The organism is Pseudomonas sp. R4-34-07 (genome assembly GCF_003852375.1).
Taxonomy (GTDB): domain Bacteria; phylum Pseudomonadota; class Gammaproteobacteria; order Pseudomonadales; family Pseudomonadaceae; genus Aquipseudomonas.
In genome coordinates this window covers 5,398,234-5,417,710 of record NZ_CP027760.1, presented here as the reverse complement: position 1 = coordinate 5,417,710, position 19,477 = coordinate 5,398,234, and the positions used below count along the sequence as shown (strand labels likewise).

18 protein-coding genes are annotated in these 19,477 nt (G+C 61.5%); 7 read left to right on the top strand and 11 right to left on the bottom strand.

Features of this window, described 5'->3' with window-relative positions:
* Window positions 1–135: 135 nt before the first annotated feature.
* Window positions 136–594: an anti-sigma factor domain-containing protein gene (locus C4J85_RS24995; RefSeq protein WP_124410942.1), complete on the bottom strand. Its 459-nt coding sequence runs from the start codon at window positions 592–594 to the stop codon at window positions 136–138.
* Between the two features lie 125 nt (window positions 595–719).
* On the opposite strand from C4J85_RS24995, the gene C4J85_RS24990 reads away from it, so the two are divergent.
* Window positions 720–1,292, top strand: a complete 573-nt coding sequence (locus C4J85_RS24990) for a DUF2780 domain-containing protein (RefSeq protein ID WP_124364702.1) — start codon at window positions 720–722, stop codon at window positions 1,290–1,292.
* Here the strand turns inward: C4J85_RS24990 and C4J85_RS24985 are convergent.
* Window positions 1,289–2,176, bottom strand: a complete 888-nt coding sequence (locus C4J85_RS24985) for an acyltransferase (RefSeq protein ID WP_124410941.1) — start codon at window positions 2,174–2,176, stop codon at window positions 1,289–1,291. The genes C4J85_RS24990 and C4J85_RS24985 overlap by 4 nt on opposite strands.
* 222 nt (window positions 2,177–2,398) lie before the next feature.
* Between C4J85_RS24985 and C4J85_RS24980 the strand changes: the two genes are divergently transcribed.
* From C4J85_RS24980 to creD, 4 genes are read left to right on the top strand one after another with little or no spacing between them, the layout of a single operon-like run.
* Window positions 2,399–2,863 carry an ATP-dependent zinc protease gene (locus C4J85_RS24980; protein ID WP_124369028.1) on the top strand — a complete coding sequence of 155 codons (465 nt, stop codon included), beginning with the start codon at window positions 2,399–2,401 and terminating at the stop codon, window positions 2,861–2,863.
* Between the two features lie 9 nt (window positions 2,864–2,872).
* Window positions 2,873–3,541: a two-component system response regulator CreB gene (gene creB, locus C4J85_RS24975; RefSeq protein WP_124405483.1), complete on the top strand. Its 669-nt coding sequence runs from the start codon at window positions 2,873–2,875 to the stop codon at window positions 3,539–3,541.
* Complete coding sequence (creC, locus tag C4J85_RS24970; RefSeq protein WP_124410940.1) at window positions 3,541–4,980, top strand: two-component system sensor histidine kinase CreC; 1,440 nt, start codon at window positions 3,541–3,543, stop codon at window positions 4,978–4,980. The genes creB and creC overlap by 1 nt, the downstream gene beginning before the upstream one ends.
* A 51-nt stretch (window positions 4,981–5,031) precedes the next feature.
* On the top strand, window positions 5,032–6,381 hold the full coding sequence (gene creD / locus C4J85_RS24965; RefSeq protein WP_124410939.1) for a cell envelope integrity protein CreD: 1,350 nt from the start codon (window positions 5,032–5,034) through the stop codon (window positions 6,379–6,381).
* A gap of 174 nt (window positions 6,382–6,555) precedes the next feature.
* Here the strand turns inward: creD and C4J85_RS24960 are convergent, their stop codons facing one another.
* The 8 genes from C4J85_RS24960 to C4J85_RS24925 all read right to left on the bottom strand — a co-directional run bounded on the left by C4J85_RS24960 (window position 6,556) and on the right by C4J85_RS24925 (window position 15,635).
* On the bottom strand, window positions 6,556–7,185 hold the full coding sequence (locus C4J85_RS24960; RefSeq protein WP_124368603.1) for a glutathione S-transferase N-terminal domain-containing protein: 630 nt from the start codon (window positions 7,183–7,185) through the stop codon (window positions 6,556–6,558).
* Window positions 7,186–7,349: 164 nt separating this feature from the next.
* Window positions 7,350–7,532: a hypothetical protein gene (locus C4J85_RS24955; protein WP_124368602.1), complete on the bottom strand. Its 183-nt coding sequence runs from the start codon at window positions 7,530–7,532 to the stop codon at window positions 7,350–7,352.
* Complete coding sequence (locus tag C4J85_RS24950; RefSeq protein ID WP_124410938.1) at window positions 7,529–8,632, bottom strand: PepSY domain-containing protein; 1,104 nt, start codon at window positions 8,630–8,632, stop codon at window positions 7,529–7,531. Before C4J85_RS24950 ends, C4J85_RS24955 begins: the two co-directional genes overlap by 4 nt.
* Window positions 8,633–8,695: 63 nt before the next feature.
* A complete protein-coding gene (locus C4J85_RS24945) occupies window positions 8,696–11,134 on the bottom strand; it encodes a TonB-dependent siderophore receptor (protein WP_124408360.1) in 2,439 nt (812 codons plus the stop codon).
* Window positions 11,135–11,340: 206 nt separating this feature from the next.
* Window positions 11,341–12,309, bottom strand: coding sequence for a FecR family protein (locus tag C4J85_RS24940; RefSeq protein ID WP_124410937.1), 969 nt, complete (start codon window positions 12,307–12,309; stop codon window positions 11,341–11,343).
* Window positions 12,306–12,824 (bottom strand): RNA polymerase sigma factor, encoded by a 519-nt coding sequence (locus C4J85_RS24935; RefSeq protein ID WP_124364692.1) that lies wholly within the window; start codon window positions 12,822–12,824, stop codon window positions 12,306–12,308. Before C4J85_RS24935 ends, C4J85_RS24940 begins: the two co-directional genes overlap by 4 nt.
* 184 nt (window positions 12,825–13,008) lie before the next feature.
* The gene (locus C4J85_RS24930; RefSeq protein WP_124364690.1) at window positions 13,009–13,716 is read right to left on the bottom strand and encodes a PolC-type DNA polymerase III; all 708 of its coding nucleotides are present in this window, start codon (window positions 13,714–13,716) and stop codon (window positions 13,009–13,011) included.
* Window positions 13,713–15,635 (bottom strand): putative nucleotidyltransferase substrate binding domain-containing protein, encoded by a 1,923-nt coding sequence (locus tag C4J85_RS24925; protein WP_124368596.1) that lies wholly within the window; start codon window positions 15,633–15,635, stop codon window positions 13,713–13,715. The genes C4J85_RS24930 and C4J85_RS24925 overlap by 4 nt, the downstream gene beginning before the upstream one ends.
* 246 nt (window positions 15,636–15,881) lie before the next feature.
* On the opposite strand from C4J85_RS24925, the gene C4J85_RS24920 reads away from it, so the two are divergent.
* Window positions 15,882–16,328 carry a response regulator gene (locus C4J85_RS24920; protein ID WP_124405473.1) on the top strand — a complete coding sequence of 149 codons (447 nt, stop codon included), beginning with the start codon at window positions 15,882–15,884 and terminating at the stop codon, window positions 16,326–16,328.
* Window positions 16,329–16,491: 163 nt separating this feature from the next.
* Here C4J85_RS24920 and C4J85_RS24915 read toward each other — a convergent pair whose 3' ends face one another.
* Window positions 16,492–18,669, bottom strand: coding sequence for a malate synthase G (locus C4J85_RS24915; protein WP_124410936.1), 2,178 nt, complete (start codon window positions 18,667–18,669; stop codon window positions 16,492–16,494).
* A gap of 267 nt (window positions 18,670–18,936) precedes the next feature.
* Here C4J85_RS24915 and C4J85_RS24910 point away from each other — a divergent pair, with 267 nt between their 5' ends.
* Window positions 18,937–19,449 (top strand): glycine cleavage system protein R, encoded by a 513-nt coding sequence (locus C4J85_RS24910; protein ID WP_124368593.1) that lies wholly within the window; start codon window positions 18,937–18,939, stop codon window positions 19,447–19,449.
* The last annotated feature ends 28 nt before the right edge of the window (window positions 19,450–19,477 follow it).

Below are 19,477 nucleotides of genomic sequence, written 5' to 3'. Positions count from 1 at the left end.
TGGGCAAATGTCCCAGCCACTGAAAATCAAATGTGGGAGGGGGCTTGCCCCCGATGGCGGTGGTTCAGTCAGTGCCGCTGTGACTGACATGCCGCTATCGGGAGCAAGCCCCCTCCCACAAGGGTTTTAGGGTGTTTAGCGTGCGGCCAGCGCACCCTGGTAGACAGTCGGGCCGGTTGGCTGCTTGCTCAGCGAGCCACCCTTGCTCTCCGAACTCACCATCAATTCCACCGGCTTGCTGATGCTTTCCTGTTGGCGTGGATTCAAACCAATGATGCCTTTGCCATCTTCCGGCAAAAGTCCCAGGGACACAGGCGTGCCGTCTTTGGGGATGGCCCACAGCTCCAGGCTCTGGTCGGGCGCAGGCGCCGTGGCGGCAATCGGCTGTACTTCCAGATAATCCTTGTGCGCCATGATTTGCGCGGCCGGCTGCTGGGTCGTCGTCACCAACGTCGCCGCGGATTTGACGCTGTCCTGGGTGTAGAGCGCGCCGCCGATGCCGGCCGCCACCACGGCACAGGCGCCGATGAACAGGCGTGGGCGGCTCCAGAAGGCAGGCTTGTGCTCAATCACTTGGGGTTGGATCGCAGTCATAAGTCTCTTCCTGACAAATTTTGTAGTCAGTTCCTAGACCCGCTTATCCCCGATGGGTTCCGGAACAACCGACGGGATACCCAGTCCAACGCCTGCTTTTGCACCTATCTCCTGAGGTTGTCTTGATGAAGATTTCACGCGGTTTTGCCCTTTCCTGCCTGTTGACCGTGGCCGCCAGCCCGGTGTTTGCCGCAGGTTTCAGCCTTGGCGATGCGGCCAACGCCATTTCCGGCATGCAGGGTGGCAACAACAAAGCCGCCGCCGCTGCTCCAACATCGGAGACGGCCGACCTGCTGACAGCCTTGACCTCTCAACTCAATATCACCCCGGAGCAAGCCGTCGGCGGCACGGGCGCGATGCTGGGCCTGGCGAAGAACAAGCTGAGCAGCAATGACTTTTCGCAGCTGGGCGATAGCGTGCCGGGCCTCGATAAACTGTCGGGTAACAATGCCCTGGGCAGCCTGGGTGCCTTAAGCGGGATGCTCGGCCAGGCCGGCGGCAGCAAGACCAGCGGCCTGGACGGCCTGCTGGGCAACGTGAAAAACACTAATGATTTGAACACCGCATTCAGCGCCCTGGGCATGGACAGCGGCATGATCGGTCAGTTTGCTCCGGTGATCCTGCAATACCTGGGCGGGCAGGGCGCCGATAGCTCGGTGCTGGGCAAGCTGGCCCAGGCCTGGGGCACCGGCAGCTAAGACTGCTGCGCGCGCAGCTGCTCGATGCGCGCATCCTTCTCCCGCCAGAGCTGGTTGACCCAGTTCTGGACGGTCAGGCGAAACGCCGGATCGTTCTCGTAGTCCCCCTGCCACAACGCCGCGTCCAGTTCACGGGTGCGGATATCCACGATCACCTTCGGCACCGCGCCGCTGATCAAATCCCAGAACCCTGGAATCTTTGGCTGTGGGTACACCACGGTCACGTCGAGGACGGCATCCAACTGCTCGCCCAGCGCCGCCAACACGAAGGCCACGCCGCCCGCCTTCGGTTTGAGCAGCCGGTTAAACGGCGAGTTCTGCTGCTTGCGTTTAGCCTCGCTGAACCGCGTGCCTTCCAGGTAGTTGACCACCGTCACCGGCTGGCGCTTGAACAGCTCGCAGGCCTCTTTGGTGATCTTCAGGTCCTGCCCGGCCAGCTCCGGGTGCTTGGCCAGGTACGCTTTGGTGTAGCGCTTCATGAACGGATAATCCAGCGCCCACCAGGCCAGGCCAAGGAAGGGCACCCAGATCAGCTCTTTTTTCAGGAAGAATTTGAAGAACGGTGTGCGCCGGTTCAGTGCCTGGATCAGCGCTGGAATATCCACCCAGGACTGGTGGTTGCTGATGACCAGGTAAGAGGTGTCGCCCCGCAGGTCTTCACCGCCGCGAATATCCCACTGGGTGGGAATGCACACCGCGAAGATCAGTTTGTCGATCTCGGCCCAGGTCTCGGCGATCCACATCACCGCCGATGACGCATAGTCACGCGAGCGGCCCGGTGCCACCAGTTTTAGCAGAGCAAACACCAGCAAGGGGCCGATCAAAATCAGCGTGTTGAGTAACAGCAGCAGTGTGACCAAACAGCCGGTGAGCAGGCGGCGCATAAGCAACTCTTGAAATTCTGTGGGCGGGCAATGATAAGCAAGGTGCGTCCAGAGGCCAAATCGCAAATGGCTGTACGAATGTTTCACAACGTGCCGGTTATGCTCGGTGATCCAACTAAGTGCCGTGCGTGCGGTCTAGAATCCGTCCACTTCTTTCGAGGAAATCATGCCGTGAAATTGTTCCTTGGCGCGTTCGCCCTAGTTTTTCCCGTTATCACCGCCATGCCTGTGATGGCCGCCGAACCGACCCTCTACGGTCGCTACGAATACATTCAACTGCCGGAAATCGGCCAGACCTTCAAGGCCAAGATGGACACCGGCGCGTTGACCGCCTCGTTGTCGGCCCGCGATATCGAAACCTTCACCCGTGATGGCGACGACTGGGTACGCTTCCGCCTCGGCGGCAAGGACGCCGACAACAAAGTCTACGAGCACAAGGTCTCGCGCATCAGCAAGATCAAGAGTCGCGCCGACGAAGATGACGACAAGGACGAAGCCAGTGTGGCCAAGCGCCCGGTGATCGACCTGGAGATGTGCCTGGGTGACGTCAAGCGTACCGTCGAGGTCAACCTTACCGACCGCAGCAGCTTCAATTACCCGCTGCTGATCGGCGCCAAGGCCTTGCGTGAATTCGGTGCAGCAGTAAACCCGGCGCGTCGCTACACTGCCGACAAACCGGACTGCTGACGGACCCACATGCCGCATATCCTGATTGTCGAAGACGAAGCGGCGATTGCCGACACGCTGATCTTCGCCCTGCAAGGCGAGGGCTTTAGTACCACCTGGCTGAGCCTGGGCCAGGCGGCGCTGGAGCATCAGCGCCAAACCCCGGCCGACTTGATCATCCTCGACATCGGCCTGCCCGACATCAGCGGTTTTGAAACCTGCAAGCAACTGCGCCGGTTCAGCGAAGTGCCGGTGATGTTCCTCAGCGCGCGCGATGGCGAGATCGACCGGGTGGTGGGGCTGGAAATCGGCGCCGACGATTACGTGGTCAAGCCCTTCAGCCCGCGTGAAGTGGCGGCCAGGGTGCGGGCGATTCTCAAGCGGGTCGGCCCGACTGTGGCGCCTGCGGTGTTCCAGGTCGACCTGGAACGCATGCAAATCCACTATCGCAGCCAGCCGCTGAGCCTGACGCGTCACGAATTCCGCCTGCTGCAAAGCCTGCTGGAACAACCCGAACGTGTGTTCAGCCGCGAGCAACTGCTGGACGCCGTGGGCGTACCCGCCGACGCCGGCTATGAGCGCAATATCGACAGCCATATCAAAAGCCTGCGCAGCAAGTTGCGCAGCGTGGCCGCCGATGCCGAACCGATCCAGACGCATCGCGGCCTGGGTTACAGCTACAGCCCGAGCCATAGCTGATGCGCCTGGGGCTGCGGATTTTCCTGGTTTACGCGCTGTTTATCGGCCTGACCGGTTACTTTGTGCTCAACACAGTGATGAAGGAAATCCGCCCCGGCGTACGCCAGTCCACCGAAGAAACCCTGGTGGACACCGCCAACCTGCTCGCCGAAATCCTGCGCACCGATGTGAAGAACGGCACCCTCGGCCAGAGCCACTGGCCGCAGGTGCTCAAGGCGTATGGCAATCGTCAGCCGGGTGCGGTCATCTGGGGCCTGCCGAAGAACCAGGTCAACCACCGCATCTATGTCACCGACGCCAAGGGCACGGTATTGCTCGACTCCACGGGCGAGGCGGTGGGCCAGGACTATTCCAGGTGGAACGACGTGTACCTGACCCTGCGCGGTGAGTACGGCGCGCGCTCAACCCGCAGCGAAGCGGATGACCCAACCTCGTCGGTGATGCACGTGGGCGCGCCGATTCGTGACGACGGCCGGATTATCGGCGTGGTGACCGTGGCCAAGCCCAACAGCTCGTTGCAGCCCTACGTCGACCGCACCGAGCGGCGCCTGCTGTGGTATGGCGCCGGGCTGGTGACTCTGGGCCTGCTGCTGGGCGCACTGTTGTCTTGGTGGCTGAGCGTCGCCCTGAAGCGCTTGACCGCCTATGCCGAGGCCGTCAGCGAAGGGCGTCGGGCTGAGTTGCCCCATTACCGTGGCGGCGAGCTCAAGCAGCTGTCCACCGCTGTCGAACACATGCGCACGCAGCTGGAGGGCAAAGCCTATGTCGAACACTACGTGCACACCCTGACCCACGAACTGAAAAGCCCACTGGCGGCCATTCGCGGCGCGGCGGAGTTGCTGCAGGGCGACATGACCCGCGAACAGCAGCAGCGTTTTGTCGGCAATATCGACAGCGAAAGCGCACGCCTGCAGCAGCTGATCGAGCGGTTGTTGAACCTGGCACAGGTGGAGCAACGCCAGGGGCTGGAAGAACAATCGAGTATCGCGCTGGCGGGCCTGGTCGATGATGTACTCAAGGCGCAATGTGCGCGGATCGAAAGCGCCGGCCTGCAGGTCGAGCAAAGTATCGGCGCCGATGTGCGGGTGTTTGGCGAACCCTTCCTGCTGCGCCAGGCCCTGGGCAACCTGCTGGACAACGCCCTGGACTTCACCCCGCCCGGCGGCGAACTGCGGTTCAGTGCGCAGGTGCGGCACAACGACGTTCGGGTGAGCCTGTTCAACCAGGCCGCGCCGATTCCGGATTACGCCTTGCCGCGCCTGAGCGAGCGTTTCTATTCCCTGCCGCGTCCGGCCAGCGGGCGCAAAAGCACCGGCCTGGGCCTTAACTTTGTCGAAGAAGTGATGAAGCTGCACGGCGGCGCGCTGCAAATCGGCAACGTACCGGGTGGCGTGGAGGTGGTGCTGCATCTCCACACAATCTCCACACTGCCCACATAAATCCCCCACACAGGCTGCCCAGACTCTCCTTATCAAAACAGGGAGAGTCCCATGAACCGCAGCCTGCTTTTCAAACTTGGCGCGATTGCGCTGCTGATCCTGCTGTTGCTGATTCCGTTGCTGATGATCAACGGCATCATCAGCGACCGCCAGCAACTGCGCGACGGCGTACTGATGGACATCGCCCGCAGTTCCAGCTTCGCGCAGCGCCTCACCGGCCCGGTGATGGTGGTGCCTTATCGCAAGACGGTGCGCGAATGGAAGCTCAATGAAAAACTCAACAAACGCTACGAAGAAACCCGCGAGGAGCGCGGCCGTTTGTATTTCCTGCCGGAGCGCTTTGAGCTCGACGGCCAGGTGCAGACCGAGCTGCGCGCACGGGGCATCTACCAGGCGCGGTTGTTTCATGCCGACAACCGCATCAGTGGACGTTTCCAACTGCCTGCACAACTGGGCATCACGGAAAACTTCGCCGACTACCGTTTTGAACCGGCGTTTCTGGCGATGGGCATCAGCGATATTCGCGGCATCGAAAATGCGCTGACGCTGGAGCTGGGCGATCAGCGCCTGGAATTTGCGCCGGGCTCCCTGGTGGACTGGCTGGGAGAGGGCGTGCATGTGCTGCTGCCCGACCAGGACAGCCGGAAACCCGCCACCGTGGATTTCGCCTTCGACCTGCGCCTGCAGGGCACTGAACAACTGCAGGTGGTGCCCGTGGGCAAGACCAGCCAGGTATCACTTGCCTCCAACTGGCCGCACCCAAGCTTTATCGGCAACTTCCTGCCGGCGCAGCGGGACGTCACCGACAAGGGCTTTACCGCCCACTGGCAAACCTCGTTCTTCGCAACCAACCTCGAGCAGGCCCTGCAAACCTGCCTGGACCGCCAGGGTTGTGATGACTTCAATAACCGCAGCTTCGGCGTGAACTTCATCGACCCGGTGGACCAGTACCTCAAGAGCGAACGCGCGATCAAATACGCGCTGCTGTTCATCGCCCTGACCTTTGCCGGCTTCTTCCTGTTCGAAGTGCTCAAGAGCCTGGCCGTGCACCCCATCCAGTACGCCTTGGTGGGCTTTGCATTGGCGTTCTTCTACCTGCTGCTGTTGTCGCTGTCCGAGCATCTGGGGTTTGCCCTGGCGTACCTGATATCGGCCAGCGCCTGCGTGCTGTTGATCGGCTTCTACGTGTGCCATGTGCTGCGCAGCGTGATTCACGGCCTGGGTTTTTCGGTGGGCTTGGCGGCGTTGTATGGGTTGTTGTACGGGCTGCTGAGTGCCGAGGATTACGCGTTGCTGATGGGCTCGTTGTTGCTGTTCGGCCTGCTGGGTACGGTGATGGTGCTGACGCGCAGGCTGGATTGGTATGGCGTGGGCAAGCGCAAGGCGGAGGCGGTGCAATGATCGGGTTGCGCGAAGATCAGCAAATGAAGGCCAGGATGATCGACGTCCTCAATCACACCGCCGCTCAATGTGGGAGGGGGCTTGCCCCCGATAGCGGTGGTTCAGAAACAGATGTGCTCAATAACACACCGCAATCGGGGGCAAGCCCCCTCCCACATGGGGTTTGCGTGAACATCAGGCGGGCGGTTGGGTCTGCTGCATCGAAGGCCGCTGGCTGACCTCGGCGTACCAGGCGGCAAGCCTGGGGTTATCCACGCGCCATTGCAGGTCGGGATGGCGGAAGTCGAGGTAGCCCAAGGCACAGGCCACGCTGATCGCGGCGATGTCGAAGTGGCTGGCCAGTTCGGCAATCGCCTCGGCTTCCAGCTCGGCCAGTGCGCGCCGCATCTTGTTGCGCTGCTCGTCCAGCCACTGGTCCCAATGTTTCTCCACCGGGCGCATCGCAGTCTCGTAGCGCACCAGCACGGCGGCATCCATGATCCCGTCGGCCATCGAGGCCAGAGTCAGGCGGCGCCAGCGGGCCGCGCCGTCGCGGGGGATCAGCGGGTTGCCGACGTGCTGGTGGTCGAAGTAATCGAGGATCACCCGGCTGTCATGCAGTACCGAACCGTCGGCCAGGCGCAGGGCCGGGATCTTGCCGACCGGGTTGCCTTGCACCACATGTGCATCCGGGTTGACGGGGGTGGGCATACAGGCATGCAGGGCCACACGGTCCTGCTGGCCGGTCTCGATCAGCAGCACGCGGACTTTGCGCACGAACGGCGACGCGGGGTTGTGGAACAAGGTCATGCTGGGGGCGGACATGGGCATTCCTCGAAATGGGATGTGGCTAGCCTAGAGGCTTGCGCCGTGGCTGGCGAGGGAGATTTTTGGTGGTTTTGAAGGCCTCATCGGGAGCAAGCCCCCTCCCACAGTTGAAGCCATTCACAAATCAAAATGTGGGAGGGGGCTTGCCCCCGATAGCGCCCTCAGCCGCGCCGCTTGAACAACGCCCATGCACCAATGCCAGCAGGAACGCCCAACCCGACCCAACTCAACACATCCCACCCCCCATCCCCCAGCAACGCCGCAAACAACCCGGCGGCGCTGAGCAGGCCAATCCCCAGCGGAATGCCAAACACTTTCCAGAAACTCGACTGCCGGGGCTTCATGCCTTACCCGCCTTGCGCCGCACTATCCACAGGTAAATCCCGCTGACCAGCACGATGATGGTCAACACATCCAGCACCGCCCAGAGGATTTTCATCGGCATGCCGCCGTAGTCACCGAAGTGCAGCGGCTGGGACATGCCCATGGCGTCCATGTACCAGGGCCGTGCGGCGATGGCGGTCACGGCCAGGGTGCGGGCGTCGATCAATACCGGGGTGAGCAGATGGGAAGTGAGGTGGGTGCTGCCCTTCATGAACACGGCGTAGTGATGTTCGCTGGAAAAGCGCGTGCCGGGGAAGGCGATGAAGTCCGCTTGCATACCGGGCGCGGCATTGGCGGCGATGCTCAGCAGCTCAGTGGCCGGTGCGCGCTGGGTCAGCGGCGGGGCGTTTTTATAGGGTTCGATCATGGCGCTGAGGGCGTCCTCGCGCCAGGCGGCGATGATCACGTCGGCACAGGCGCTGATCACACCGGTCACGCCCACCACCAGTGCCCAGGTCAGGGTGACCACGCCAATCAGGTTGTGCAGGTCGAGCCAGCGCAGGCGAGTGGACTTGTTTTGGCGCACGGTGGCGAACTTCAAACGGCGCATGAACGGCAGGTACAACACCGTGCCCGAGACGATCGCCAGCACGAACAGAACCCCCATAAACGCCAGCAACAGCTTGCCTGGCAGCCCGGCGAACATGTCCACATGCAGGCGCAGCAGGAACAGGGTGAGCCCACCATTGGCGGAGGGCATTTCCACCGCTTCGCCGGTACGCGCATCCAGCATGAAGGTGTGGGACGAATTCGGCTCGGTGCCGGCCGTGGCAGCCATGATCGCGATCACACCGTTCTGGTCGTCCTCGTCCCACGCCAGGTACTGCATGGCCTCGCCTGGTCGATGGGCCTGGGCCTTGGTCACCAGTTGCTCCAGGTTGAGTTGCGGCGTCCCGGCGGGCATCTGCTTGAGCTGCGGCTCGTTGCCCAGCAGATGGTCGATCTCGTGGTGAAACACCAGCGGCAAGCCGGTTAGGGCGAGCATCAGCAGGAATACGGTGCAGATCAGGCTGGTCCAGGTGTGGATGAAGGACCAGCGGCGGATGGTTTTGCTTTTCATCACGGCTCCAAAGGCAAAAGGGCCGCAACTTGGGCGGCCCTTTATCAGCGGTTGTTCACCGTCTTAAAATTTGTAGTTCACGCTGGCAACCACATTACGCTGGTCACCGTAGTAGCAGTAAAAACCGTCGCAGGTAGACAGGTAGTCCTTGTTAAAGATGTTTTTGGCGTCGACGGCTACGGTCACCCCCTTCATGGTGCTGTTCAAACGGCCAAGGTCGTAGTGCACCGAGGCGTCGTAGACGGTGTAGGAGCCTACATGGCCCAGTTCGGTGTTGGCGGCGTTGCCATAGGTGTCGCCGACGTAGCGCACGCCCGCGCCAACCCCGAAGCCATCCAGCATGCCGCTGCGCCAAGTGTAATCAGCCCATCCCGTGGCTTGGTTGCGAGGCAATTGGTTCAGTCGATTGCCCTTTTCAGCGGCTGCACCCTCGATAATTTCGCTGTCGTTGTAGGTATAGGAACCTACCAGCTTGAGGCTTTCTGTGACGTCAGCGCTGGCTTCCAATTCAAGACCACGGACCCGTACTTCACCCACCTGACGAGTGATACTGCCTTCGGTAACGGAGGTGTTTTGCTGTGTCAGGTCGAACACTGCAGCGGTAAACAGGGCTTGGGTGCCTGGCGGCTGATACTTGAGGCCGGCCTCGTACTGCTTGCCTTCGGTGGGTTTGAACGCCCCGGTACTGCCCACTTGGGTGCCTGACCCTGCCTGGAATGATTCGGCGTAGGACAGGTACGGAGTGATACCGTTTTCGAAGACGTAGCTCAGTGCAGCATTGCCGCTGAAGTGCTTGTCGCGCTGAGTATTGGTGGCGTCGTTCTGATTATGGAAGGTGGTGCCGGTGTGTACCCAGTCTTCGCGTCCACCCAGAGTCAGCCGCCAGTTGTCCAGCGCCATTTGGTCCTGGACGTAGAGACCGGTCTGGTGCGTCTTCTGCGTGTAGTCGTACATGCTGAAGTACTGGACCTTGGAGAAGTCCTGTCCATATACCGGGCGGTTGAAGTTGATGGTGGGGACACCTGCCGAGCCCCACAGCCAGCGTGCGTCACTGTCCGAGCGCTGGTGATCGAGCCCCAGCAGCAGCGTATGACTGATCGAACCGGTCTTGAAGTCAGCCTGAAAATTGTTATCCACGGCAAACTGGCCGATGTTCTCATCGACCTTGCCCGCAGAGCGACTCACGTTGCCATCGGCATCGACCGCGACTTCAGGTCCATTTGGGAAGAACGCGCCACCGGCGGTTATGCCTTGGAACGACAAGTCATTCTTGGTATAGCGCAGGTTCTGGTGAAACTGCCACGTGTCGTTTAAACGTGTTTCGAAGGCATAGCCGAGTGCGTAGTAGGTGCGATCATAAAATTCCCAATCCGGATCACCCAGGTTCTTATGGTGGGAAATCTTCCCGGCGGGCGAGCTTAGTTTGGTGCCCTGAAGCGGCAGAAACTGTCCGGTAATACCGGTATCGTCGCGGGTGAACTGGGTGAGCAGGGTCAACTTGGTATCGTCGTTGATATTCCAAGTAAGGCTGGGGGCAACGTTGTAGCGCTTGTCGGGGATGTGGTCCACCGCAGTATTGCTGTCGCGCACGACGCCGCTGATACGATAGAGCAACTGGCCTTCGTCGTCGATTTTGCCGGTGCTATCGAAGTTGATCTGCTTGTGATTATTGCTGCCGGCTTGTACTTCAATTTCGTTCGAGGCGTCGGCCTGGGGACGTCGGCTGACCATATCCAACAATCCCCCTGGCGGTGTTTGCCCGTAAACCGACGATGCGGGGCCACGCAGGACGGCAATTCGCTCAAGGTTCCAGGTGTCTATTTTGGGCGTGGCGTAGTTGCCTTTTGGGAGTGGTAGGCCGTCGAGGAATTGAGTGGGGACGAAACCCCTCACCAGCAACCAATCGCTGCGTGAATCCGAGCCATAGCCGCTGCTCTGCACGCCTGCGGTGTAGCGCAGGGCATCGTTAAGGTTGAGAACAGAGCGGTCCTCCATTTGTTGGCGAGTGATTACCGTGACCGAACGGGGCAATTCTGCGATGGGCGTGTCGGTCTTGGTGCCCGCTGCAGTGCGAGTGGCAACATAGCCGTCGACCGGCCCCCACGCGCTCTCATAACTGCCCTGACCAATAATGCTGGTCTCCGGCAGCGCCACGACACCGTCCGCAATTGCCACCAACGTAAACGTCCCGGCGCTGCTCTGCTCCAACTGTAACCCCGTGCCCCGCAACGCTTCACGCAACGCACCCTGGGCGTCGAACTGGCCCTTGACCGGGGCCGAGGTTTTGCCGGCGGCGAGTGCCGGGTTGAGGGTGAGGGCGAGGCCGGCCTGGCTGGCGATCTGGTTCAGGGTGGAGGCCAGTGGGGCGGGCGCCAGGTTGTAGGCGCGCACGCTGGTGGCCTGCTCGGCGGCGATCAGCGGGGCGCTGACCAGCGGGGCGCCGAGAGCAATCGCCACGGCTAACAGGCTGGGGCGCAACAAAGTGTCTAGCGTGCGGGACATGGGCGGCTCCTGAATGGAAATATTTCTCAATTGCCTAGGTGCCGGACGAGAATCGGAAAGTGATAGGGCGGGGTGAAAATATTTTTTGGTGGTGTTCTTGAGGGCCTCATCGGGGGCAAGCCCCCTCCCACACTTTGATTTGTGAATACATTCAAAATGTGGGAGGGGGCTTGCTCCCGATAGCGATCGCCCAGGCACTGCAAACCCTAAGGCTTACCCGTGACGGTCACCCACCACGGCGTGTGCTGCTCGATCTGCACCGGCAGTGTGGGCAACAGCGCATTGAGCGCCAGGGTGGTGTCGTGCAGTGGGAAGCTACCGGTGATGCGCAGGTCGGCCACGTTGTCATCCACGCCCAGGTGGCCGGTGCGATACCGGCCGAGTTCCGCCACCACATCGCCCAGGCGGGCGTTGTCGACGACCAGCATGCCGCGGGTCCAGGCGTCGGTGGCCGGGGGCACGGCAAGCAAAGGGCCCAGGCCATCGCTGCGCATCAGCACTTGCTGGCCTTGCTTGAACACCTGCTCCTGATGCAGTGCCTGGGGCTGGGCGGCCACTGCCGATTGCAGCACGCTCAGGCGCGTGGCGTGATCTTCGCGCCTGACGATGAACCGCGTCCCCAACGCCCGCAGGTTGCCGTCGCGGGTCTGGACAGAGAACGGACGCGCATCGTTGTGGCCGGTTTCGACGAAAATTTCGCCTTCCTGCAACACAATCAAACGGCGTTTATCGTCGAAACGCACATCAATTGCGCTATGGGTATTGAGCGTGATCCGGCTGCCGTCCGCCAGCGTGAGCGTGCGCTGTTCGCCGGTGGCGGTGCGTTGATCGGCCAGCCAATAGTGGATCGGCACATACCGCTCACCGGCAAACAACGCCAGCCCCACTACCAGCGCAATACTCGCCAGGCCACGGCCTAGCTTGCGCATGCGCTGGCGAACGCTTTCGCGCGACTGCAACAACGCGGCCCGCGCGGGCCCGCAGGCTACGCTGAAACGCTGGTCGAGCATGCCCAGCTGGCGCCAGGCGCGGGCGTGTTCTTCATCGCTGGCCAGCCATTTGGCGAATTCTTCCTGTTCCACCTCGCTGCCGTCGCCTGCGCCGAGGGACAGTTGCCAGGCGATCGCGGCGTCCAGCACGCGGGCCGATACTGGCTTGGAGCTGATCAGCGTCACGTCGGCTCGCCATACAGCGCGATGTAGCACTGGCGAATGCCCTGGGCCAGGTACTGGCGCACACGCGGCACCGACACACCCAGGCGCTGGGCGATTTCTGCATGGGCCATGCCGTCGAGGCGGTTATAGAGGAACGCGGCGCGGGCTTTGCTCGACAGTGTGCCGAGCAGGCGGTCGATGGCTTTGAGGTCTTCGAGGATCAGGTGCTGTTCTTCGGGCGAAGGGTGTTCGCTTTCCGGGATCAGCATCAGTTCGGTGAGGTAGGCCTGTTCCAGGGCAGCGCGGCGGAAGTAGTCGAACAGCAAGCCCTTGGCAATCGCGACCAGAAAGGCGCGTGGCTCGCGGGGTGCGCGCAGCCCGTCTCGGCCCAGCAGGCGCATGAAGGTGTCCTGGCTGAGGTCTTCGGCGCGGCTCGGGCAGGCTACGTTGCGCCGCAGCCAGGCCAGCAGCCAGCCACGATGGTCGCGATACAACGCGCCAACAAGCTCACTGTGTGGGGGCTGGACCGACGACAAGGCATCACCGAATAAAAGTTTAAACTAACGAGAATTATTCGCGATTGTGTCAGAGGCGTGGGATGGGCGCAATTGGCGTCTGTCGGGAGATCGTTCCCACGCTCTGCGTGGGAATGCCGCCCCGGACGCTCCGCGTCCCCTGGAACGACGGCGTGGGAATGCCGCCCCGGACGCTCCGCGTCCACTAGAAAGACGGAGCTTGTTTACGCCGCTTCCACTGGGACAAGCGCTCTTGCAGCGCCTGGGGCGTGTCGATGTGTTGCTGGCGCGCACGGCTGAACAGAATCAGCATCAGCTCCGCCGTCGCCAATGCGTCGGCGCTGGCGTGATGGCGCTCGCCCACCTGCAATTTGAAATGGCCGATCCAGTCATCCAGCCCCGCCTCGCGGATGTTCGCTTCAGGGCATAACAGCGGGGCGATATCGGCCACATCGAGAAACGGGTGGGTCAGGCGATAACTCAGGCTGTCCATCAGCGCCCGGCCCAGCATGTGTTGATCGAACGGCGCATGGAAGGCCAGCAGCGGGCTGTCGCCCACGAACGCCATGAAGTCCAGCAGCGCGTCCACCGGGTCGCTGCCGGCCGCGATGGCGCTGGGGCCGAGGCCGTGGATCAACACGCTGGGGCTGAGTTTGGTGGCGGTGCGTTGCAGGGTGCGTTCGAACATCTGCGAGAAATCCACCGCACCGTCCTCGATCACCACGGCGCCGATGGACAGCACCTGGTCACGGTTGAGGTTCAGGCCGCTGGTTTCCAGGTCGACCACCACCCAGCGCTGGCTGCGCAATGTGCCATGGCCCAGCGCCGAGGGCCCGCGCAACTCGGCCAGGCGCTGCTGCTGCGCCGCGTCGAGCCTGGGTTTTTTCGCGCGCAGCCAACTGAACAGGCTCACAGTTGATAGCGCAAGGTCAGGCTGCTTTGCAGGCGCTGGGCCTGACGCAGGGATTCGCGCAGGATGCGGCGGTCCAGATGGTTGAGGCTGTCCGGATCGACGCGGTTGGAATACGGCTGGTTTTCCCGCGTCTGCACCTGGTGCTGCTGCATGCGGGTTTGTTGGATGAAGTGATAGGCCTCTTCATACGCGGCGCCGTCCAGCGGCTCGATCACGCCCTTGGCGACCAACTGGCGCAGCCGCTCCAGGGTGTTGTTGGCATGCACACCGTGCGCCAGGGCCAGCAGGCGCGCACCGTCCACAAACGGCGTGAGGCCCTGCACCTTGAGATCAAGGGTGGCCTTTTCACCGCTTTTGCGCGTCAGCACGAACTCGCGAAAGCGCCCGACGGGTGGGCGTTGGCGTAAGGCATTCTCGGCCAGCATGCGCTGGAACAGTCGATTGTCCGCCACCTGATCCAGAATGCCCTGGCGCAGTTGCTCGCAGCCCTGCTCGTCGCCCCACACCACCCGCAAGTCGAAATAGATGCTCGACCCCAGCAGATTCTCCGGCGTCGCCTCGCGGATGAAGGCGCCAAACCGCCGCGCCCACTCGGCCCGCGACAGGCACAGCTCCGGGTTGCCGGCCATGATATTGCCCTTGCACAGGCTGAAGCCGCACAGCGCCAGGCTCTGGTTGATCTGCTGCGCCAGGGGCAGCAGGCGCTCGCGAATGTCGGCGGCCTCCACGGCGTCTTTGGCCTCGAACAGGATGCCGTTGTCCTGGTCGGTGTACAGCGTCTGTTCGCGGCGGCCTTCGCTGCCAAAACACAGCCAACTGAAGGGCACGCCGGGGTCGCCTCTTTCCGCCAGGGTCAGCTCGATGACCCGGCACACGGTGTGATCGTTCAGCAAGGTAATGATGTGAGTGATCTGGGTCGACGAAGCGCCGTGGGCCAGCATGCGCTCGACCAGTTGGCCGATTTCGCCGCGGATCGCCACCAGCTGTTCCACCCGGGACGCGTTGCGGATGGTCCGCGCCAGGTGCACCAGGTCGACGCGCTGCAGGGAAAACAGATCGCGCTCCGATACCACGCCACACAGGCGCCGGTCCTGCACCAGGCATACATGGGCGATATGCCGCTCGGTCATGGCGATCGCCGCATCGAACGCGCTGTGGTCCGGGGACAAGAAAAACGGCGCCTGAGTCATATGGCCGGCAATGCCTTGACTGAAATCACCGGTACCGTCGGCCACCACTTGACGCAGGTCACGCAAGGTGAAGATGCCCAGCGGCGCCTTGTGCTCATCGACAATCACAATGCTGCCGACCTGCTGCTCGTGCATCAGCCTCACCGCTTCGCGCAGCGCGGTGTCCGGGCTGCAGGTGACGGGATGGCGCATGGCCAGTTCACCCAGGCGCGTGTTCAAGGAGTATTGAGTGCCGAGGGTTTCCACGGCTTTTTGCTGCACCTGCTGGTTGACCTGGTCGAGCAGGCTGCTGACACCGCGCAAGGCGAAATCCCGAAACGGGCTGGACAGGGCGAACAGCTTGATGAACGCCATCTTGTTCAGCTGCAGGCAGAAGGTGTCCTCGGCGGCTTTGTGCTCGGTGCGGGTGGCGCGTTCGCCGAGCAAAGCGGCGAGGGGGAAGCACTCGCCGGTGGTGATTTCGAACGTGGTATCTGCCGAGTCCGGGCGCTCGCCGACCACGCGGCCCTGCTTGACGATATAAAAATGCTCGACCGGCCCGCCCGACGGTTTGAGGATGCTGTCGCCGGGGCCATAGAAGCGCAGTTGGCACTGTTCCACCAGAAACGCCAGGTGCGCCTGCTCCATCTGATTGAATGGAGGGAAGCGTTGCAGGAATTGCAAAGTGCCATGGATGTTCTGCAACACGGCGGTTTTACCCGCCTGCGTGAAAGCATCAGCTTTACTCATAACAGTGACCGCAGTTTTTTTGTCGTTATCGTGCTGCATGGTCGACTGCCGCACGGCGGGTGCCCATTGGACGTAAGTCTAGGTTGGTGAAACCCACGCAAAACTAAGGAAAAACCTTACATGACTATCGTCCAAAACCCGTAGAACACCCACTAGGCAAACTTTCCGACGAAGTGCACATTGTTCGCCCTCCCGCAGATGTCTGACGAGTGTGCTGCGAGATTGATGAAAACTGCTGAGAACTGTATGTCCGACCACGATATTTTGAGTGATGCCGAGCGCGAGGCGCTGAGCGCCGTGATGCTGGAGCCCGATTTACCGCCCCAACGTGTATTGATCGTGGACGACGACAAGGATGCGCGTGAATTGCTGGCGGAAATCCTCGGGCTGAACGGCATTCGCTGCATGACGGCTGACGGTGGTGAGGAAGCATGGGAATTGTTGAATTCCACCAGCTCCATCGGTTTGCTGATCACCGACCTGCGCATGGCACCGAGCAACGGTTTGGAATTGATCCGAAAAGTGCGCGAGTCGACCCGCGCGGCGTTGCCGATCATCATCATGTCTGGGGATGCCGAGGCGCCGGATGTAATCGATGCCATGCACTTGAGCGTGGTGGATTTTTTGCTCAAGCCGATTGATAGCGCGAAGTTGGCGAAGTTGGTGAAGCAGGAGTTGGGGATGGTTTCCTGAGTTTTGTGATGAAGGTGATGGCCCCATCGGGAGCAAGCCCCCTCCCACCTTCTGAAAGTATTCACAATTCAAAATGTGGGAGGGGGCTTGCTCCCGATGAGGCCAGTTCAATCACCCCAACACCCGAAAAAAAGCCCCGATCTTTCGATCAGGGCTTTTTCATTTACAGGCCGTTTTTAGCCTTGAACTCCCGACGCCTGCGGTGCAACACCGGCTCGGTATACCCGTTCGGTTGCTTGGTCCCTTCAATCACCAGCTCCACCGCTGCCTGGAACGCGATGTTGCTGTCGAAATCCGGCGCCAGCGGGCGGTACAACGCATCCCCGGCATTCTGACGGTCCACCACTGGCGCCATGCGCTTGAGGCTTTCCATCACTTGGGCTTCGTTGACGATGCCGTGGCGCAACCAGTTGGCGATGTGCTGGCTTGAGATACGCAGGGTGGCGCGGTCTTCCATCAGGCCGACATCGTTGATGTCCGGCACTTTCGAGCAACCCACGCCCTGGTCGATCCAGCGCACCACGTAGCCGAGGATGCCCTGGGCATTGTTATCCAGTTCGTTGCGGATCTCTTCGTCAGACCAATCGGTGTTGCTGGCCAGAGGAATAGTCAGGATATCGTCCACGGATGCGCGCTCGCGCTTGGCCAGTTCGGCCTGGCGCGCGAACACGTCAACCTTGTGATAGTGCAGCGCATGCAGCGCAGCCGCAGTGGGCGATGGCACCCACGCGGTGTTGGCGCCGGCCAGTGGGTGCGCGATTTTCTGTTCGAGCATCGCGGCCATCAGGTCGGGCATCGCCCACATGCCTTTGCCGATTTGCGCACGCCCTTGCAGGCCCGTGCTCAAGCCGATATCGACGTTCCAGTTTTCGTAGGCGCCGATCCATTTTTCCGCCTTCATGGCGGCCTTGCGCACCATCGCGCCGGCTTCCATGGAGGTGTGGATTTCATCGCCGGTGCGGTCGAGGAAGCCGGTATTGATAAACACCACGCGCTCGCTGGCCGCCTTGATGCAGGCCTTGAGGTTGACGGTGGTACGCCGCTCCTCGTCCATGATCCCGACTTTGAGCGTATTGCGCGGCAGGTTCAGCACGTCTTCGATACGGCCGAACAACTCATTGGTGAACGCCGCTTCTTCGGGGCCGTGCATCTTCGGTTTGACGATGTACACCGAACCGGTGCGGCTGTTCTTGCGCGTGCTGTTGCCGTTGAGGCTGTGGATCGCCGCCAGGCTGGTGAGCAGGCCGTCGAGGATGCCTTCCGGCACTTCGTTGCCGTCTTTATCGAGGATCGCGTCGATGGTCATCAAGTGGCCAACGTTGCGCACGAACAGCAGCGAACGGCCATGCAGGGTCACGTCATTGCCATCCACGCCGGTGTAGACGCGGTCAGGGTTCATGGTGCGGTTGAAGGTCTTGCCGCCCTTGGCCACTTCTTCGGCCAGGTCGCCCTTCATCAGGCCGAGCCAGTTGCGGTAGATCACCACTTTGTCGTCGGCATCCACGGCGGCGACGGAATCTTCGCAGTCCATGATGGTGGTCAGCGCGGCTTCCATCAGCACGTCTTTGACGCCGGCCGCGTCGGTCTGGCCGACCGGGGTGCTGGCGTCGATCTGGATCTCGAAGTGCAGGCCGTTGTGCTTGAGCAGAATCGCAATCGGCTCGGCCGCAGGGCCCTGGAAACCGATCAACTGCGCGTCGTCACGCAGGCCGCTGTTGCTGCCACCCTTGAGGCTGACGATCAGCTTGCCGTCGACGATCTTGTAGCCGGTGGACTCGGCATGGCTGCCTGCACTGAGCGGCGCGGCTTCGTCGAGGAACGCACGGGCGAAGGCAATGACCTTGTCGCCGCGCACTTTGTTGTAGCCCTTGCCCTTTTCCGCGCCGTTGGCTTCGCTGATGGCATCGGTGCCATATAGCGCGTCATACAGCGAACCCCAGCGCGCATTCGAGGCGTTGAGGGCGAAGCGGGCGTTCATCACCGGCACCACCAGCTGCGGGCCGGCCATGCGCGCGATTTCATCGTCGACGTTTTGGGTCGAGGCCTGGAAGTCTGCGGCTTCTGGCAGCAGGTATCCGATGTCTTGCAGGAAGGCTTTGTAGGCCACCGGGTCGTGGGCCTGGCCGGCATGGGTCTGGTGCCAGGTATCGATCCGCGCCTGGAAATCGTCGCGTTTGGCGAGTAGGGCTTTGTTCTTCGGGGCCAGGTCGTGGATGACCTTGTCGGCGCCGGCCCAGAACTGGTCGGCAGTGATGCCGGTACCGGGAATGGCTTCGTTGTTCACGAAGTCGAACAGGACTTTGGCGACCTGCAGGCCACCGACTTGAACGTGTTCAGTCATTGCTTGCCTCACTCTGCGGAGCTTATGCGCTTTTTCAGATTTTCATTATGTAGTGCACGGTTGGGCATACTACATGATGACTTGCGGTTGTGAAAATTAGACTAAATACGTCGTTTAGCGACTCACTTTGGTCGTACGGTCACAGCGGAGAACCGGATGTTCTCAAAAAACTATTGGATTGTTCCAGATAAATATAAAAATGGTACACGATTTGTTTTCGAGGGCTCGCGGGTCCACCTTGTAGATTGAATTCCAGAGGGCTTCGCCATGGACCATCTTGTACTCACAATTATCGCCGCCGACAAACCCGGCCTGGTTGAGCGCATCGCGCAAAACATCGCCGCCCACGGTGGCAACTGGCTGGAAAGCCGCATGGCCCACATGGCCGGGCAGTTTGCCGGGATTCTGCGTGTCAGCGTTCCCGCAGAGAGTCGTCAGGCATTGGTGGGGGCGCTGGAGGATTTATCCACACACGGCATTCGCGTGCTGGTGGGTGAGGGCAGTTCCGGGCAGGCCTCGGCTTCAAAACCGATTGTGATGACCCTGGTGGGCAATGACCGCTCGGGCATCGTGCGTGAGATCACTGCGCTGTTGAGCCAGCAGGGCGTCAACCTGGAACGCTTGAGCACCGATGTGCGCCCGGCCCCGATGAGCGGCGATCCGCTGTTCAATGCCGAGGCCTTGCTGCAGGTGCCCTCGACGTTATCCCTGGAGACGTTGCAGGCCTCCCTGGAAACCCTGGCGGATGATCTGATGGTGGAACTGCGCGCCGACGAATAACCACGCACAAGGTTATGCATGGAAATCT

What these genes read in the sequence shown, in the direction of transcription:
- C4J85_RS24910 (WP_124368593.1), top strand. Translation starts at nt 18,937, where the DNA reads ATGGACCATCTTGTACTCACAATTATCGCCGCCGACAAACCCGGCCTG.
- creC (WP_124410940.1), top strand. Translation starts at nt 3,541, where the DNA reads ATGCGCCTGGGGCTGCGGATTTTCCTGGTTTACGCGCTGTTTATCGGC.
- creB (WP_124405483.1), top strand. Translation starts at nt 2,873, where the DNA reads ATGCCGCATATCCTGATTGTCGAAGACGAAGCGGCGATTGCCGACACG.
- C4J85_RS24955 (WP_124368602.1), bottom strand. Translation starts at nt 7,532, where the DNA reads ATGAAGCCCCGGCAGTCGAGTTTCTGGAAAGTGTTTGGCATTCCGCTG.
- C4J85_RS24945 (WP_124408360.1), bottom strand. Translation starts at nt 11,134, where the DNA reads ATGTCCCGCACGCTAGACACTTTGTTGCGCCCCAGCCTGTTAGCCGTG.
- creD (WP_124410939.1), top strand. Translation starts at nt 5,032, where the DNA reads ATGAACCGCAGCCTGCTTTTCAAACTTGGCGCGATTGCGCTGCTGATC.
- C4J85_RS24920 (WP_124405473.1), top strand. Translation starts at nt 15,882, where the DNA reads ATGTCCGACCACGATATTTTGAGTGATGCCGAGCGCGAGGCGCTGAGC.
- C4J85_RS24925 (WP_124368596.1), bottom strand. Translation starts at nt 15,635, where the DNA reads ATGAGTAAAGCTGATGCTTTCACGCAGGCGGGTAAAACCGCCGTGTTG.
- C4J85_RS24915 (WP_124410936.1), bottom strand. Translation starts at nt 18,669, where the DNA reads ATGACTGAACACGTTCAAGTCGGTGGCCTGCAGGTCGCCAAAGTCCTG.
- C4J85_RS24990 (WP_124364702.1), top strand. Translation starts at nt 720, where the DNA reads ATGAAGATTTCACGCGGTTTTGCCCTTTCCTGCCTGTTGACCGTGGCC.
- C4J85_RS24960 (WP_124368603.1), bottom strand. Translation starts at nt 7,185, where the DNA reads ATGTCCGCCCCCAGCATGACCTTGTTCCACAACCCCGCGTCGCCGTTC.
- C4J85_RS24995 (WP_124410942.1), bottom strand. Translation starts at nt 594, where the DNA reads ATGACTGCGATCCAACCCCAAGTGATTGAGCACAAGCCTGCCTTCTGG.
- C4J85_RS24980 (WP_124369028.1), top strand. Translation starts at nt 2,399, where the DNA reads ATGCCTGTGATGGCCGCCGAACCGACCCTCTACGGTCGCTACGAATAC.
- C4J85_RS24950 (WP_124410938.1), bottom strand. Translation starts at nt 8,632, where the DNA reads ATGAAAAGCAAAACCATCCGCCGCTGGTCCTTCATCCACACCTGGACC.
- C4J85_RS24985 (WP_124410941.1), bottom strand. Translation starts at nt 2,176, where the DNA reads ATGCGCCGCCTGCTCACCGGCTGTTTGGTCACACTGCTGCTGTTACTC.